Annotated in this window: 12 protein-coding genes and 2 pseudogenes; 12 read left to right on the top strand and 2 right to left on the bottom strand. The window is 36.9% G+C overall.

The window, feature by feature from the left end; all coding sequences use genetic code 11:
• The first annotated feature begins 30 nt into the window (after positions 1-30).
• The 12 genes and pseudogenes from lpdA to SLH48_RS02570 all read left to right on the top strand — a co-directional run bounded on the left by lpdA (position 31) and on the right by SLH48_RS02570 (position 14,121).
• The gene (gene lpdA / locus SLH48_RS02520; RefSeq protein ID WP_214480196.1) at positions 31-1,452 is read left to right on the top strand and encodes a dihydrolipoyl dehydrogenase; all 1,422 of its coding nucleotides are present in this window, start codon (positions 31-33) and stop codon (positions 1,450-1,452) included.
• Between the two features lie 196 nt (positions 1,453-1,648).
• Positions 1,649-2,641, top strand: a complete 993-nt coding sequence (locus tag SLH48_RS02525; RefSeq protein WP_214480195.1) for a thiamine pyrophosphate-dependent dehydrogenase E1 component subunit alpha — start codon at positions 1,649-1,651, stop codon at positions 2,639-2,641.
• Between the two features lie 17 nt (positions 2,642-2,658).
• The gene (locus tag SLH48_RS02530; RefSeq protein ID WP_320256886.1) at positions 2,659-3,642 is read left to right on the top strand and encodes an alpha-ketoacid dehydrogenase subunit beta; all 984 of its coding nucleotides are present in this window, start codon (positions 2,659-2,661) and stop codon (positions 3,640-3,642) included.
• Between the two features lie 45 nt (positions 3,643-3,687).
• Positions 3,688-3,837 (top strand): annotated as a pseudogene (locus SLH48_RS22430) (biotin/lipoyl-containing protein); the annotation flags it as partial.
• 156 nt (positions 3,838-3,993) lie between these two features.
• Positions 3,994-4,962 (top strand): annotated as a pseudogene (locus SLH48_RS02535) (dihydrolipoamide acetyltransferase family protein); the annotation flags it as partial.
• 460 nt (positions 4,963-5,422) lie between these two features.
• Positions 5,423-7,504, top strand: coding sequence for a methylmalonyl-CoA mutase family protein (locus SLH48_RS02540; RefSeq protein WP_320256888.1), 2,082 nt, complete (start codon positions 5,423-5,425; stop codon positions 7,502-7,504).
• A gap of 3 nt (positions 7,505-7,507) precedes the next feature.
• Positions 7,508-9,715: a methylmalonyl-CoA mutase gene (gene scpA, locus SLH48_RS02545; protein WP_320256889.1), complete on the top strand. Its 2,208-nt coding sequence runs from the start codon at positions 7,508-7,510 to the stop codon at positions 9,713-9,715.
• The gene (gene meaB, locus SLH48_RS02550; RefSeq protein WP_413785378.1) at positions 9,699-10,823 is read left to right on the top strand and encodes a methylmalonyl Co-A mutase-associated GTPase MeaB; all 1,125 of its coding nucleotides are present in this window, start codon (positions 9,699-9,701) and stop codon (positions 10,821-10,823) included. Before scpA ends, meaB begins: the two co-directional genes overlap by 17 nt.
• 97 nt (positions 10,824-10,920) lie before the next feature.
• Positions 10,921-11,358 carry a BrxA/BrxB family bacilliredoxin gene (locus SLH48_RS02555; RefSeq protein ID WP_320256890.1) on the top strand — a complete coding sequence of 146 codons (438 nt, stop codon included), beginning with the start codon at positions 10,921-10,923 and terminating at the stop codon, positions 11,356-11,358.
• Between the two features lie 509 nt (positions 11,359-11,867).
• On the top strand, positions 11,868-12,677 hold the full coding sequence (locus tag SLH48_RS02560) for a transporter substrate-binding domain-containing protein (RefSeq protein ID WP_320256891.1): 810 nt from the start codon (positions 11,868-11,870) through the stop codon (positions 12,675-12,677).
• Between the two features lie 69 nt (positions 12,678-12,746).
• Positions 12,747-13,406: an amino acid ABC transporter permease gene (locus SLH48_RS02565; protein WP_320257152.1), complete on the top strand. Its 660-nt coding sequence runs from the start codon at positions 12,747-12,749 to the stop codon at positions 13,404-13,406.
• The gene (locus SLH48_RS02570; protein ID WP_320256892.1) at positions 13,399-14,121 is read left to right on the top strand and encodes an amino acid ABC transporter ATP-binding protein; all 723 of its coding nucleotides are present in this window, start codon (positions 13,399-13,401) and stop codon (positions 14,119-14,121) included. The genes SLH48_RS02565 and SLH48_RS02570 overlap by 8 nt, the downstream gene beginning before the upstream one ends.
• 336 nt (positions 14,122-14,457) lie before the next feature.
• Here SLH48_RS02570 and SLH48_RS02575 read toward each other — a convergent pair whose 3' ends face one another.
• Positions 14,458-14,916, bottom strand: a complete 459-nt coding sequence (locus SLH48_RS02575; protein ID WP_320256893.1) for a GNAT family N-acetyltransferase — start codon at positions 14,914-14,916, stop codon at positions 14,458-14,460.
• 14 nt (positions 14,917-14,930) lie between these two features.
• On the bottom strand, positions 14,931-15,842 hold the full coding sequence (locus SLH48_RS02580) for a LysR family transcriptional regulator (protein WP_320256894.1): 912 nt from the start codon (positions 15,840-15,842) through the stop codon (positions 14,931-14,933).
• Positions 15,843-15,855: the final 13 nt, after the last annotated feature.

Here is a 15,855-nt window from a genome sequence, read left to right on the forward strand (position 1 = left end):
GATCGTGTAATGAGGAAGGGGATAGTAACAATGTCAAAAGAATATGATCTCGTGATACTCGGCGGTGGTACAGGTGGTTATGTAACAGCGATCCGTGCATCACAATTAGGTTTGAAAACAGCTGTGGTTGAAAAGGGTAAATTAGGTGGTACATGCTTGCACTCAGGGTGTATCCCTAGTAAAGCACTGCTTAGAAGCGCTGAAGTCTATTCAACAACGAAAAAAAGTGAAGAATTTGGAGTTCTAACAACAGATGTTTCCTTAGATTTTTCAAAGGTTCAAGGTAGAAAAGATCAGATCATTTCCCAATTGTATAAGAGTGTTCAATATTTAATGAAAAAAGGTAAGATTGATGTTTATGAGGGAGTTGGAAGGATTTTAGGTCCATCAATTTTTTCTCCGATGCCTGGAACAATTTCAGTTGAAATGAATAACGGTGACGAAAATGAAATGCTCATTCCGAAAAATGTCATTATCGCAACAGGGTCACGTCCAAGGTCATTACCTGGGTTAGAAATTGACGGCGAATTTGTGATGACTTCTGATGAAGCTCTTGAAATGAAGGAACTACCATCATCAATGATCATTGTCGGTGGAGGAGTTATTGGAATAGAGTGGGCTTCTATGTTAGCAGATTTCGGTGTCGAAATTACTGTTCTTGAATATGCAGATCACATTCTACCAACTGAGGATATTGAAATCTCCAAAGAGATGCGACGCCTCATGAAGAAAAAAGGAATTAACATTGTTACTGGCGCAAAAGTACTTCCCGAAACGTTATCAAAAAGTCAAGAAGTGACGATTAAGGCAGAACATAAAGGGGAAGAAAAAACTTTCCAAGCAGAAAAAATACTCGTGTCTGTAGGTCGTCAAGCAAACGTTGAAGGAATTGGTATTGAAAATACTGATATTGTAATTGATAAAGGGTTCGTACAAACAAATGAATTTTATCAGACAAAAGAATCTCATATATATGCGATTGGAGATTGCATAGGAGGCCTTCAACTTGCACATGTTGCGTCACACGAAGGAATTGTTGCTGTAGAGCATATTAAGGGAGAAAATCCTTCTCCAATTGATTATTCACTAATATCAAAATGTGTATACAGTAATCCAGAGGTTGCAAGTGTTGGTTATACTGAACATGAGGCAAAAGAGCAAGGGTTTACTGTAAAAACAGGTAAATTCTCATTCAAGGCGATAGGAAAAGCGCTTGTTTTTGGTGAATCAGATGGTTTCGTTAAAATTGTTGCTGACACAGAAACAGATGATATATTAGGCGTACATATGATTGGCCCACACGTGACTGATATGATATCAGAAGCTGGGTTAGCACGTGTATTAGATGCTACTCCATGGGAGGTAGCACATACTATTCACCCGCATCCTACTTTGTCAGAAGCTATTGGTGAAGCTGCGCTAGCTGTAGATGGTAAACCAATTCATGGCTAATAGATAATATAAATAATGGCTCTTACCGTAAACATTGTTGCTATTGGTACTAAAGTATGGACAGTACGATGAATTTTATGAGAACTCAATAATTTTATAAGTAGAAAAGATGCCAAGAATAAATTGCTTGCATTTAAGAACGAAAAGCAACAATCAATGCGAAAACAGCCTAAATAATAAAAGGAGGTATATATGTATGACTGAAAATCGTCATCAAGAGCTCGGTTTAAATGATGAAAGAGTACTTGAAATGTATGAAACGATGTTACTTGCACGAAAAATTGATGAACGTATGTGGTTATTAAATAGAGCTGGTAAAATACCGTTCGTAATATCTTGTCAAGGGCAAGAAGCAGCACAGGTAGGTGCCGCCTTTGCGTTAGATCGTAATAAAGATTATGTCCTACCGTATTATCGAGATATGGGAGTCGTATTAACGTTTGGTATGACTGCAAAAGATTTAATGTTATCAGGATTTGCAAAAGCAGAAGACCCAAATTCAGGTGGACGTCAAATGCCAGGACATTTCGGTCAGAAGAGCAACAATATCGTAACAGGGTCATCACCAGTTACAACTCAAGTTCCACATGCTGTTGGAGTAGCTCTAGCTGGCAAAATGGAAGGAAAAGACCTTGTGACATTTGTTACTTTTGGTGAAGGATCTTCAAATCAAGGAGATTTCCATGAAGGTGCGAATTTTGCGGGTGTTCACAAGCTCCCTGTTATTTTTATGTGTGAAAACAATAAATATGCTATTTCAGTTCCAATTGAGAAACAATTAGCATGTGAGAAAGTTTCTGACAGAGCCATTGGATATGGAATGCCTGGTTATACAGTAAATGGTAATGATCCGTTAGAAGTGTACAAGGCTGTAAAAGAGGCTGCTGAGCGAGCACGTAACGGTGAAGGTCCTACATTAGTTGAAACAATTTCTTATCGCTTAACACCACATTCTAGTGACGATGATGACCGCAGTTATCGAGAAAGTAATGAGGTAACTGAAGCGAAGAAAAATGATCCTATCATCACTTTTGCTTCATATTTAAGAAATATTGGCTTATTAAGTGAAGAATTAGAAAAAGAAATTGATAATCGAGTGATGAGTCAGGTTAATGAAGCAACAGAATATGCGGAAAATGCTACTTATGCTGAAGCAGAAGAAGCAATGAAGTATGTTTATGCAGAGTGAAAGAGGGGGGAAATTAAATGCCTGTAATTTCATATATTGACGCTGTTACAATGGCAATACGTGAAGAGATGGAAAACGATTCAAAAGTATTTGTACTTGGAGAAGATGTAGGAAAAAAAGGTGGCGTATTTAAAGCTACGGTTGGCTTACATGAACAATTTGGGGAAGAGCGAGTCATAGATACACCTCTTGCTGAATCAGCGATTGCTGGGGTAGGTATTGGTGCTGCCATGTATGGTATGAGACCGATCGCAGAAATGCAGTTTGCTGATTTTATCATGCCAGCTGTAAACCAAATTATATCAGAAGCAGCTAGGATTAGATATCGTTCCAACAATGACTGGTCGTGTCCACTAACGATTCGTGCTCCATACGGAGGAGGAGTACACGGTGCGTTATATCATTCCCAGTCTGTTGAAGCTGTTTTTGCAAATCAGCCTGGTTTAAAAATTGTCATGCCTTCAACACCATATGATGTGAAGGGGTTATTAAAGGCAGCTATTCGTGATAATGATCCGGTCTTGTTTTTCGAGCATAAGCGCGCGTATCGTTTAATTAAAGGTGAAGTACCAGAAGATGACTATGTGTTGCCAATTGGCAAAGCTGACGTTAAGCGTGAAGGTGAAGATATTACTGTTATTACATACGGTTTATGTGTTCATTTTGCACTCCAAGCGGCTGAAAAACTTGCTCAAGATGGAATCTCTGCACATGTTCTTGATCTTCGTACAGTGTATCCATTAGATAAAGAGGCAATTATAGAAGCAGCTACAAAAACTGGAAAAGTACTACTTGTAACAGAAGATAATAAAGAAGGAAGTATTATAAGTGAAGTTTCAGCTATTATATCTGAACATTGCTTATTTGATTTAGACGCTCCAATAAAACGTCTAGCTGGCCCCGATATACCTGCTATGCCATATGCACCAACTATGGAAAAATTCTTTATGGTGAATCCTGACAAAGTGGAGAAGGCCATGAGAGAGCTTGCAGAATTTTAGTATTGATGAAGGAGGGTTTATCCATTGGCACTTGAAAAAATTACAATGCCGCAGCTTGGTGAAAGTGTAACAGAGGGTACGATCAGTACCTGGCTCGTTTCTGTTGGTGATAAAGTAAATAAATATGATCCACTTGCTGAGGTAAATACAGATAAAGTAAACGCTGAAGTACCATCATCATTTACTGGTGTGATAAAAGAATTAGTTGCTGAAGAAGGTGAAACGATTCCTGTTGATGGTCTCATATGTACAATAGAGGTAGAAGGTGAACAACCTACTCAAGAGGCAAAGGAACAGGATACACCTACGACTAATGAACAACCTAAAGTGGAAGAGGTACGTGAAAATAAAGTACGCTATTCACCGGCTGTTTTAAGATTAGCTCAAGAACATAATATAGACCTTGAACTTGTTTCAGGTACAGGCAAAGATGGCCGTATAACGAGAAAAGACTTGAAGAAGTTAATAAGCTCTGGTGATATTCCAGTGGCAGGTGCAAATAAAAAGAAGGAAACGGTTATTGTTGAAACAGTTGAAGAATCAAAGGTGCAAAATACTGTTACAGAAGTAGTGCAACACAATGTAACAAGCCCAGCTCCTAACATTCCTGTCCAAACTGGAGATATTGAAATCCCTGTATCAGGCGTTCGAAAAGCGATTGCAACAAATATGTTACGTAGTAAGCATGAAGCCCCACATGCGTGGATGATGGTTGAAGTTGATGTAACAAATTTAGTTGAGTATCGAAATGAAATTAAGAACGATTTTAAACAAAAAGAAGGATTTAGTCTAACTTTCTTTGCATTCTTTGTCAAAGCTGTTGCTCAAGCTTTGAAAGAGTTCCCACAAATTAATTCAATGTGGGCAGGTGACAAAATTATTCAAAAGAAAGATATAAATATATCAATCGCCGTAGCTACAGATGATGCATTGTTTGTACCTGTAATTAAGCACGCTGATGAGAAAACGATCAAAGGAATTGCACGTGAAATAACGGAACTGGCTACAAAGGTTCGCTCAGGTAAGCTATCGGCTGATGAGATGCAAGGTGGAACTTTTACTGTAAATAATACAGGGTCATTCGGGTCAGTACAATCAATGGGAATTATTAATTATCCACAAGCAGGAATCGTCCAGGTCGAATCAATTGTGAAACGACCAGTTGTTATGAATAATGGGATGATAGCTGTTCGGGATATGGTGAATCTATGTATGTCTTTAGACCATCGTGTTCTTGATGGACTTGTATGTGGACGCTTCCTTGCACGTGTGAAGGATATTCTAGAAAAGACATCAAAAGATAATACATCTATATATTAGTAACGAAAAACACTGCTGCAAATTTGTAGCAGTGTTTTTTGAAGTATTGCTTTTTCAATTCTCTTTTATAAAGTCAAAATGTACTAAACGTATATGGAATTAAAGTCATTTTTTTAATATACTAATGTTAGCAGTACTTTTGAAAATATTTAGACAATTATGTTGAAAGCGGTTTCTTTGTTAACTCATGTTGAATATGAGAACAAGAATAAATGAATAGTTATTACGCACCATATGACTTGGTATTGGGTGATGTGGGAAGAGTAATGCCAATGCTACCGTGACTAGATGACATCACTTATTTGTAGATTGGCAATGACTGGCAATGACTGGCAACATGAACAGCATAGTGAGGGAAAACGGGACGTAGAACTTACAATCTATATTTCTTGTAAGGGAATCTTCAAGGATTAAAAAAATTTTATAATAATAAACTACCTTAAGGAGAGAAGGAACGGTTATGAAGAACATAAATGAAGTTAAGAATTCACAATTCGCTGTTCCGTCATTCGATGACTGGAAAGGCAAAGCGACACAATCTCTAAAGGGTAAATCAATTGAACAGCTTTACACTAATACATATGAGGGCATTGAACTAAAACCATTGTATACAGAGGAGGATGTAGAGGGTTTACCTTTTTTGAATGATTTACCTGGGCAAGGATCACATCTTCGTGGGACAAAGCTTTTAAGAACGAGCGGGCAGGCTTGGGACGTTAGTCAAGAAATAGATGAGCCATGTCCCCATCAGTGTAATCAAGTGTTGAAAGATGATATAGATCGTGGTTTAACAATGATTCATCTATTATTAAATGATAAAACTAAACGAGGATTTAGTTTGCCTAACTCTAATGGTAAGGGTCTTTTAGTAGAGACGATTCATGATATTGAGAAAGCTTTAAATAATATTTCTCTACAACATAAATCGCTTATGATTGACACCCATTATTGTTCATTGCCAATGCTATCAATGTTGACAGCTTATTTTGAAAAGAACAATATTCCTTTGGAAACGATTAAGGGAACGATTGGCATGGATCCGTTGGCTGCTCTAGTGGAAGATGGAGAATTACCTATGAATACATCTCAGCTCTATGATGTAATGGCACAATTAACATTGTGGGGAAAGAAACACAGCCCAAATATAAATACCATCCTAGTGAAAGGACATCCATACCATAATGGAGGGGCAAGCGCTGTTCAAGAATTAGCCTTTTCGTTAGCAACTGCTGTCGAGTATGTAGCGGAAGCGCTGAAAAGAGGCTTGGCCATTGATGATGTTGCTCAAAAAATAACATTTTCGTTCTCAATCGGAGCAAATATGTTTATGGAAATTGCGAAATTACGAGCTGCTAGAACTCTTTGGACATCGATTGTTAAATCTTTTGGTGGAAATAAAACATCACAAAAAATGAACATTCATGGTCGTACATCTGCATTTACGAAAACATCCTATGATCCGTACGTAAACATGTTAAGAGTGACAACAGAAGCGTTTGCAGCAGGAGTGGGCGGAATTGATAGCTTAGATGTTTCGTCTTTTAATGAAGTAATAGATCGCTCAACTAACTTTTCAAGGAGAATTGCAAGAAATACTCAAATTATTCTTCAAGAAGAAGCTTTTATATCAAAGATTATTGATCCAGCTGGTGGTTCTTGGTATATTGAAAAGCTCACGAATGATGTTGCAAAGGAGTCATGGGAATTATTCCAAAAGGTTGAACAATTAGGAGGTATGGAGCAAGCATTGAAATTGAACTTTGTTCAACAAGAAATAAATGATGTTGCAACAGAACGGCAAGAGCATGTTCATAATAGAAAACACAAAATTGTTGGAACTAATTTTTATGCAGATTTACATGAAGAACCTATGACGATGAGTAGTTTGAACAAAGATGAACATGTTGACACTAAAAATCAACTATCAATTGAGAAGTTAGCGCGATTACAAGAAGTACTTGAAAAGGATATTAATAATGTCATGGATGTAGCTGTTCATTATATGCGTGAAGGGCTCACTATATCACAATTTATTAATTTGATGAAAGATAAAGAAGCTACTGTAAAAGTAAACAGCATAGAAAAAATAAGACTTACGCAATCTTTTGAAGAATTAAGACAAACATCTGACCAATATGTAGAAAAGTATGGTTTTCGTCCTAAAGTTGGCTTAATTAATTTAGGTTCGATACCTGAGCATAAGCCTCGTGCAGATTTCATTACGGGATTTTTTGAAGCAGGTGGCTTTGAAATTGTACCATCTCATGGTTATTTATCAGTAGAAGACGCTATTGAAGGTACAAAAGCTATGAACCTAGCAACATATGTAATTTGTGGTAGTAATGAAACATATAACAAAATGGCTGTTGCTATTTGTAGAAAACTTCTTGATGGAACAAAGGATATTAAGCTATATCTAGCTGGAAAGCAAGAAGATAGCCTTACAAAAGAGCTAGCTGAAGCTGGAGTAAGCCACATCATAGATGCTACAACAAATTGCTATGAGTTTTTAACTTCATTACATCAGGAACAGGAGATGTAAAAAATGAAACGACCGGATTTTACAAAAATAAATTATACTAGCCCACATAATCATACCTCACAGCCTGATAATGGAGAAGCCATTCGTCAGCACATCGATGCGACGATGGAGGACTTATTATTTGAAACGAATGAACACATTGCTTTAAAACAAGTGTATACAAAAGATGATTTGAAAGACATAGATCATCAACATTATATGCCAGGTGTAGAACCTTATTTACGAGGGCCATATCCGACAATGTATGTCAATCGACCTTGGACTGTTAGACAGTATGCTGGTTTTTCTACAGCTGAAGAAAGTAATGCTTTTTACCGTCGAAATTTAGCAATGGGGCAAAAGGGCCTATCTGTTGCATTTGATTTAGCCACACATCGCGGCTATGATTCAGATCATCCCCGTGTTATTGGTGATGTTGGAAAAGCAGGTGTAGCAATAGATTCTATTGTAGATATGAAAGTATTATTTGATGGGATCCCACTTGATAAAATGTCCGTGTCAATGACGATGAATGGAGCTGTACTACCAATAATGGCATTTTACATCGTCACAGCAGAAGAACAAGGGGTAAGCCGAGAAAAGCTAGCTGGGACTATTCAAAATGATATTCTAAAAGAGTATATGGTTCGTAATACGTATATTTACCCTCCTGATACTTCAATGCGTATCATTGCAGATATTTTTGAGTATACATCAACATCTATGCCGAAATTTAATAGCATTAGTATATCCGGATACCATATGCAAGAAGCCGGAGCACCAGCAGATTTAGAGTTAGCATATACACTTGCAGATGGTCTAGAATACGTCCGAACAGGGATAAAAGCTGGAATTGATATTGATTCATTCGCTCCGAGGTTGTCGTTTTTTTGGGCGATAGGTATGAATTATTTTATGGAAGTTGCCAAAATGCGGGCAGCTAGATTGATGTGGGCACAATTAATGAAACAATTTAATCCTAAAAATCCTAAATCTTTAGCTCTGCGAACACATTCACAAACATCTGGATGGAGTTTAACTGAACAAGATCCATTTAACAATGTCACAAGGACATGTATTGAAGCATTGGCAGCCTCGCTCGGCCATACTCAATCACTGCATACGAATGCACTTGATGAAGCAATCGCCCTACCAACAGATTTTTCGGCGAGAATTGCAAGAAATACTCAGTTATATTTACAAGATGAAACAGGTATTTGTGATGTGATTGATCCATGGGCTGGGTCATACTATGTTGAATATTTAACGCACGAATTGATGAAACGTGCATGGGAACATATAGAGGAAATTGATAGCTTAGGGGGCATGGCTAAGGCGATAGAAACTGGATTGCCCAAAATGCGTATTGAGGAAGCTGCTGCTCGCAGACAGGCCAAAATAGATTCTGGTAAAGAAGCGATCATTGGTGTAAATAAATATAAATTAACTGAAGAAGAACCGATCGATATTTTGGATATTGATAATACTGCTGTGCGTAAAAAGCAAATTGAACGTTTAGAAAAGCTTAGAGCGACTAGAGATGAATCTACAGTACAGCAAACTTTACTTGACATAACAAAAGCGACAGAAAGTGGCGAAGGGAATTTACTTGACCTTGCAGTAAAAGCTGCAAGGGCTCGTGCAACATTAGGAGAAATCTCTGATGCGATTGAAAAGGTAGCTAAACGTCACAAAGCGATTATCCGTTCAATTAGCGGCGTGTACAGCTCAGAGTTTTCAAGTGAGGAGGAAATTGAGCTGATCAAACGTACTACAGATGAATTTCTTGAACTAGAAGGAAGAAGACCACGTATTTTGGTTGCAAAAATGGGGCAGGATGGACATGATAGAGGAGCTAAGGTGATTGCAACTGCATTTGCCGATTTAGGTTTTGACGTAGACGTTGGTCCTCTCTTTCAAACACCTGAAGAAACGGCGATACAAGCAGTTGAAAATGATGTTCATGTAGTTGGCATAAGTTCTCTCGCTGCTGGTCACAAAACGTTGCTTCCTCAATTAGTCTCAGAATTAAAGAAGCTAGGTCGTGAAGACATTGTTGTCGTAATTGGTGGAGTCATTCCAGCTCAAGACTATGATTATCTTAAAGAAAATGGAGCTTCCGCTATTTTTGGCCCTGGTACGATCATCCCGGTAGCTGCCCTGAAGGTCATTGAAGAAATTTATCATAGACTCGGCTATGAGGAAGTGGATGTTAGTGACGAATATAAATGAAAGACCTGATTGGGTACCTTCAAAAGAAAATGACAGCTTTACATCATATATTAAAAAAGGTGTAGCTGGTAGTCACGATGGGATGAAAAGTCAACATTCTGAAAACAAGAAGTTTATGAGAAAAACGGAGAAGCAAGTAAATGACTATGTTGATGGAGTATTAAACAAAGATCGAACAATGTTGGCTCAAGCGATAACGTTAATCGAGAGCAACGCACAGAGACATGTCGAAAAAGCTCAGGCTGTTTTAAATGAATTACTTCCACATGTAGGTTCCTCTATTCGAATAGGCATTACTGGGGTCCCTGGTGCAGGCAAAAGTACATTCATTGAATCTTTTGGTACATATCTTTGTGACCAAGGGTATCATGTTGCGGTATTAGCTGTTGATCCTAGTAGTTCAATTACTGGAGGAAGTATTCTTGGAGATAAGACTAGGATGGAGAACCTATCTCGACACCCCCGGGCATTTGTACGGCCATCACCTTCAGGTGGGACGCTTGGGGGAGTACATCGGAAAACGAGGGAAACGATGTTGCTCTGTGAAGCGGCAGGCTTTGATGTTATCCTTGTTGAAACAGTTGGTGTAGGGCAAAGTGAAATCGTAGTTAGAACGATGGTTGATTTCTTTTTATTACTCGTTCTTACAGGGGCAGGCGATGAGTTACAAGGGATGAAAAAGGGTGTACTTGAACTGGCTGATGCGTTAATTATCAATAAAGCAGATGGCGAAAATAAGCGTCATGCGGAGATGGCACAACGAGATTATAATCGATTTCTACATTATTTACGACCCGCTACTGAAGGGTGGGAAACGAAAGCGTATACGTGTTCAGCGCTCTTTGGAAAAGGAATTGATAATGTATGGAAAATTATTAATGAATTTGTAGATCAGACAAAGGCAGCTGGTACTTTTGAAAGCCGTAGAAAAGCACAAATGAAAGAATGGATATATGCGACAATTAAAGATCAGTTAGAAACAAGGTTTTTTACTCATCCACAAATAAAAGGAAGATTACCTCAAGTAGAGAGTAATGTAATATCAGGGAATGTACCAGTAACGTTAGCTGTTCAACAGTTACTTGCATTGTATTTTAATGAAAACTAGTTATGTTTTATACGTTTATATAGTGAAATCATTGCAAATAAGATTGATTACTTGCTATCATAGTAATAGGTTGATAATTAAGGGAGTGATATTGTAAATGAATATTGATTTTAACTTGTTTATGAATGATGTTGTTCGTCAAGCTCGTCAAGAAATGGATGCAGCGGGTTACGAGCAATTGACTACGATAGATGATGTAGAAGCAGCTTTCCAGCGTTCTGGAACAACATTAGTTATGGTTAATTCTGTTTGTGGCTGTGCAGGGGGGATTGCTAGACCAGCTGCTACCCATGCAGTCCACTACGATAAACGCCCTGATCATTTAGTGACAGTTTTTGCTGGACAGGATAAAGAAGCGACTGCTCAAGCTAGAGAATATTTTGAAGGCTACCCACCATCTTCGCCTAGCTTTGCTTTATTAAAGGACGGCAAAATTTGCACGATGGTAGAACGTCATGAAATAGAAGGGCATGAACCAACGGCAGTTATTAATAAGCTCCAAGCATCATTTGAAAAGTTTTGTGAGGAAATATAAACCCGTTTATCCTCTAGAGAATAAAGCCTTAATGAATTGTGTTTAAACATTTCTATAAGGCTTTTCTTTAGAAAGGCTTTTTATAGACTTATAAATGAAAACGCTTACTAAAAATTATTTTCTCATATAAGAATGAGGTAATTTAATAAAATTATTATTGCTGTTCTATATTAATCTCAAAAGCGACAAAGTATACGATATCAATGGCAATGAATCCCTCTCAATGTGCCATATACATATAACTAAATCTTGAATACATAATAGATTTCATATTTAGAATAAAAGATGGATTAGATGAGTGGTCGTGGAGTATCTACTCTTCTGTATAGATGAAAGTCGCATAAAGCCTTATTTGTGTTCTAATTTAGTAAATAGGTTTAGGAAAAGAGCCATCCAAAAAGAGGTGATACATTCTAGTAAACATAATAATTATTTTTGTTGCATAATTATAGATTTATGTTAAAATACAATTACTTGCATAAAAATACAATGTTTTAAGGGGGATAAATGTGAAAAAGAATATTTTGTTAGGCTTAATTAGTATATTAGTAATTGGTTTGTTGGCAGCATGTGGAACGAAGGATAATGAACCAGAAAGTGGTCAAGGAGCAGAGGGTGAAAATTCTGAGAAAAAAACATTAACAGTTGGTACCTCAGCAGATTATGCTCCTTTCGAATATATTGATACAGCGAAAAGTGATGAAATTATAGGTTTTGATATTGATATTATCAATTCAATTGCAGATAAATTAGGATATAACTTAAAAATTACTGATACTAGCTTTGATGGACTTATTATTGCTCTAGAAGCTAATAAGTTTGATTTTGTTATATCTGGGATGACTCCTACTCCAAAACGTAAAGAAAATGTAGATTTTACAGACGTATATTATGTTGCAAATCACATGATCGTGTCTAAAAAGGATAGTGGAATTAATACGATTGAAGATTTAAAAGGAAAAACTGTTGGTGTACAACTTGGATCAATTCAAGAGGAAGAAGCTAACAGCATAGCTGAAACAGTTGATATTACTATAGAAAGTAGAAGTAGAATTCCAGAACTTCTGCAAGAAATACAAATAGGACGTTTTGATGCTGCAATTATTGAAGATACAGTAGCACAAGGATATTTGAATAAGATGGAGGACTTGTCTGGTTTTACAATTGAAGGTGATGAAGAAGAAGTAGGATACGCGATTGCTTTTCCAAAAGGAAGTGGTTTAACCGAGGAATTTAATAATGCGTTAAACGAGATGAAAGAAAATGGAGAGCTAGATAAACTGATTATTAAATGGTTCGGTGAAGAAGAAGAAAAATAAAAATGATGATTGAAGGTGAGGAATTTATCTCACCTTTTTAAATGTTTTTCGGAAGGGATGAAAAGGATTTTGAATTTAGATTTTGGACAAATTGTTCCGTCAATGCCATTTATATTAAAAGGAATAATCGTTACTATACAAATAGTAATTAGCTCAGCAATAATTGGCTTTTTATTAGGTATAATTATATCACTCTTTAAAATTGGTCGAATTAAGGTTCTAGTTTTACTAGCAGATGTATATACGTCTATTTTTCGTGGTACGCCATTAATTTTACAAATAGTCATTATTTATTATGGACTTCCAGAGATCATTGGAGTAGAAATAGGGCAAATGCCAGCTGCTATTATAGCATTTAGCTTAAACTCCGCTGCGTACATTTCTGAAATTATAAGAGCAGGAATTTTAGCAGTAGATAAGGGGCAAAAAGAAGCGGCACAAGCACTCGGAGTTCCATATAGCAAAATGATGCTTGACATCGTATTACCGCAAGCCTTGAAGAATATTTTACCAGCTCTAATGAATGAGTTTATTACATTAACAAAAGAATCCGCTTTAGTTATGACGATTGGTATCATGGATATTATGAGATCTGCATTCGTAGTTGGAGGAGATCTGTATAGCTTTTTAGAACCGTTATTATTTGCTGCAGGTATATATTATGTAATGGTTATGATATTAACACTCCTTGGCAAAGCGATTGAAAGGAGAATGAGAAAAAGTGATTAAAGTAGAAAACCTGTTTAAATCATTTGGTAAACTCGAAGTATTGAAGGATGTCTCGACAACGATTGATTCAGGTGAGGTAGTGGCTGTCATTGGACCTTCAGGGTCTGGTAAGTCAACTTTTCTACGCTGCCTTAACCTATTAGAAGAGCCTACGAAAGGTAAGGTGTGGATAGGGCAAGATGAAGTAACGAACCCTAAAACTGATATTATGAAAGTCCGTCATCATGTAGGGATGGTTTTTCAGCATTTTCATTTATTTCCGCATAAATCCGTCCTAGAAAATATTATGTATGCTCCTATTAAAGTAAAGGGTGTTAGTAAAACTGAAGCAGAAACGAAGGCTAGAGATTTATTGGGGAAGGTCGGGCTTTCAGATAAAGCAAATGAGTATCCTAAACGACTGTCTGGAGGGCAAAAACAACGTGTTGCCATTGCTCGTGCTCTAGCCATGGCACCTGATGTTATGCTGTTTGACGAGCCTACGTCTGCCTTAGATCCAGAGATGGTGAAGGAAGTGTTAGAGGTTATGAAATCACTAGCCCATACAGGTATGACGATGGTTATTGTAACGCATGAAATGGGCTTTGCAAAAGAGGTAGCTGATAGAATTTTGTTCTTAGATGACGGTCAATTGATTGAGGATGCAGCACCAGAACGATTTTTCTCCTCACCAAAAAGTCAACGTGCACAAGATTTCTTAGCAAAGGTGTTATAATTTTAAACTTAATTAATTAACAACCCTAAGTGAAGCTGTAATTTACACTTAGGGTTTTTCAGATGGACGTTTACGCAAGGATTGTTGTAATTCGTACCATGATTATAACTACAGTTCATGGCACATTAATAGTTGACAACCGTAGTAACAATTTTGTTAAATTTGCAACTAAGTGTACGATAAATTCTTTTCAAATGGCTCTTTTCGTAAACTTAGTTGCTATTGTTTACATAGACAATATGGTGTGTTATAAGAGAGCTCAATAATTGTACAAGTAGAAAATGCCACTAACGCTAGATTGTATACGTGCTTATATCTTAGAAAGAAAAGCAACAATCAATGGGAAAACAGCTTTTCAAATACAGTAATGAGCAAGTTAGGTGCAACTTGTTCGTCTTTTATTTCTACAAATCCTAATTTACTGTATAAATTTTTTGCTGGAGTATTCATTTTGCCAGTCCTAACAATATACTTGTCCACATTTTGGTAGTTGTTTAACGTATATTGAACTAATGCTCTACCTACACCTGCTCTGAAAAAGTCAGGATGGACGAATAATCGATGGATATCTAACATATTGTCGTAAAGTTTGAATGAAATTGCACCTGCTAGCCTTTCATTAACATAATACCCGTACAATTCCTCCCCGCATGACATTATCGCCTCAGTTGTATCTTTTAACGGAGGTAAATTCTTATAGTCAATAATTTTTGCCTCTACCTCATACGATACGAGCTGGATATTCAATAGCTCGGTTGCAATTAAAGAATTACGAATATCCAGTTTTTTAATCACCCTTACCAGCACCTTTATACATTGTCAATTTCATTTTGCCATGTAACTGAATATTGTGTACACATTTCTATAAATGCGTCTAAAGCAGGCGAGAGCCATTTGTTTTTATGAATGGCTAATAATGTTGAGACATTTTCACCATCAATTTTCCAATCAAGTGATGCGATCTTTCCCTCCTCCAGCTCAGTTTGAACTGCTATCGAAGGAAGGTATGAGATTCCTAACCCACACATCACACATTGTTTAATTGCTTCGATACTCCAAAATTCAAGTGTTGTATCAGGGACATAACCGTGCTTAAGTAAGTGATTTTCAAAAGTTGCTCGATAATCACAGCCTTTCTCTGTATAAATAAACGTTTCATCGAATGGGATCGAAATTGGTTCATCGTGTTTTTTAGCTAAAGGATGTTCGATTGGTGCAATAACATTCATTGGTTCATCTATTAGTTTTGTAAGTTGTAAATCCGAATCTTCATGTTCTGGTTGTAGCAGCAAGGCAATGTCTATTTCGCCACTACGTAATAACTCTTTTAATCTCCAACACTCAAATGTTTTAATGATAATTTGTACATTAGGATATAGCTTTTTATATGCTGAGATAATTGGTGGTAGTCGATAAACTGTTAAGGATTCAGGTGCACCAATTTTAATTGTTCCAGCTGGATTTTCTTCCTCTTTAGCAATATGTCTTGCTCGATCATATAAATCTAGCATTTGAATAGCATATGGTAATAGTTTTTTACCAGCATCTGTAATAACAACCTTTTTTCCGATCCTATCAAATATAGGAGAGCCTATTTCATCTTCAAGTGTTTGAATATGTGCAGTAACCGAAGATTGAGCATAACCAAGCATATCTGCGGCTTTAGTAAATCCTCCCACATCTGTAATAACCTTAAATGTTTTTAAATGTTTAAGTTCCAATTACATATCTCCC

It is taken from the genome of Cytobacillus sp. IB215316 (genome assembly GCF_033963865.1).
In the GTDB taxonomy this organism is placed as follows: domain Bacteria; phylum Bacillota; class Bacilli; order Bacillales; family SM2101; genus Nanhaiella; species Nanhaiella sioensis.

Coding starts and splice junctions, on each gene's coding strand:
- SLH48_RS02555 (WP_320256890.1), top strand. CDS start 10,921: ATGAATATTGATTTTAACTTGTTTATGAATGATGTTGTTCGTCAAGCT.
- SLH48_RS02525 (WP_214480195.1), top strand. CDS start 1,649: ATGACTGAAAATCGTCATCAAGAGCTCGGTTTAAATGATGAAAGAGTA.
- SLH48_RS02530 (WP_320256886.1), top strand. CDS start 2,659: ATGCCTGTAATTTCATATATTGACGCTGTTACAATGGCAATACGTGAA.
- lpdA (WP_214480196.1), top strand. CDS start 31: ATGTCAAAAGAATATGATCTCGTGATACTCGGCGGTGGTACAGGTGGT.
- SLH48_RS02540 (WP_320256888.1), top strand. CDS start 5,423: ATGAAGAACATAAATGAAGTTAAGAATTCACAATTCGCTGTTCCGTCA.
- scpA (WP_320256889.1), top strand. CDS start 7,508: ATGAAACGACCGGATTTTACAAAAATAAATTATACTAGCCCACATAAT.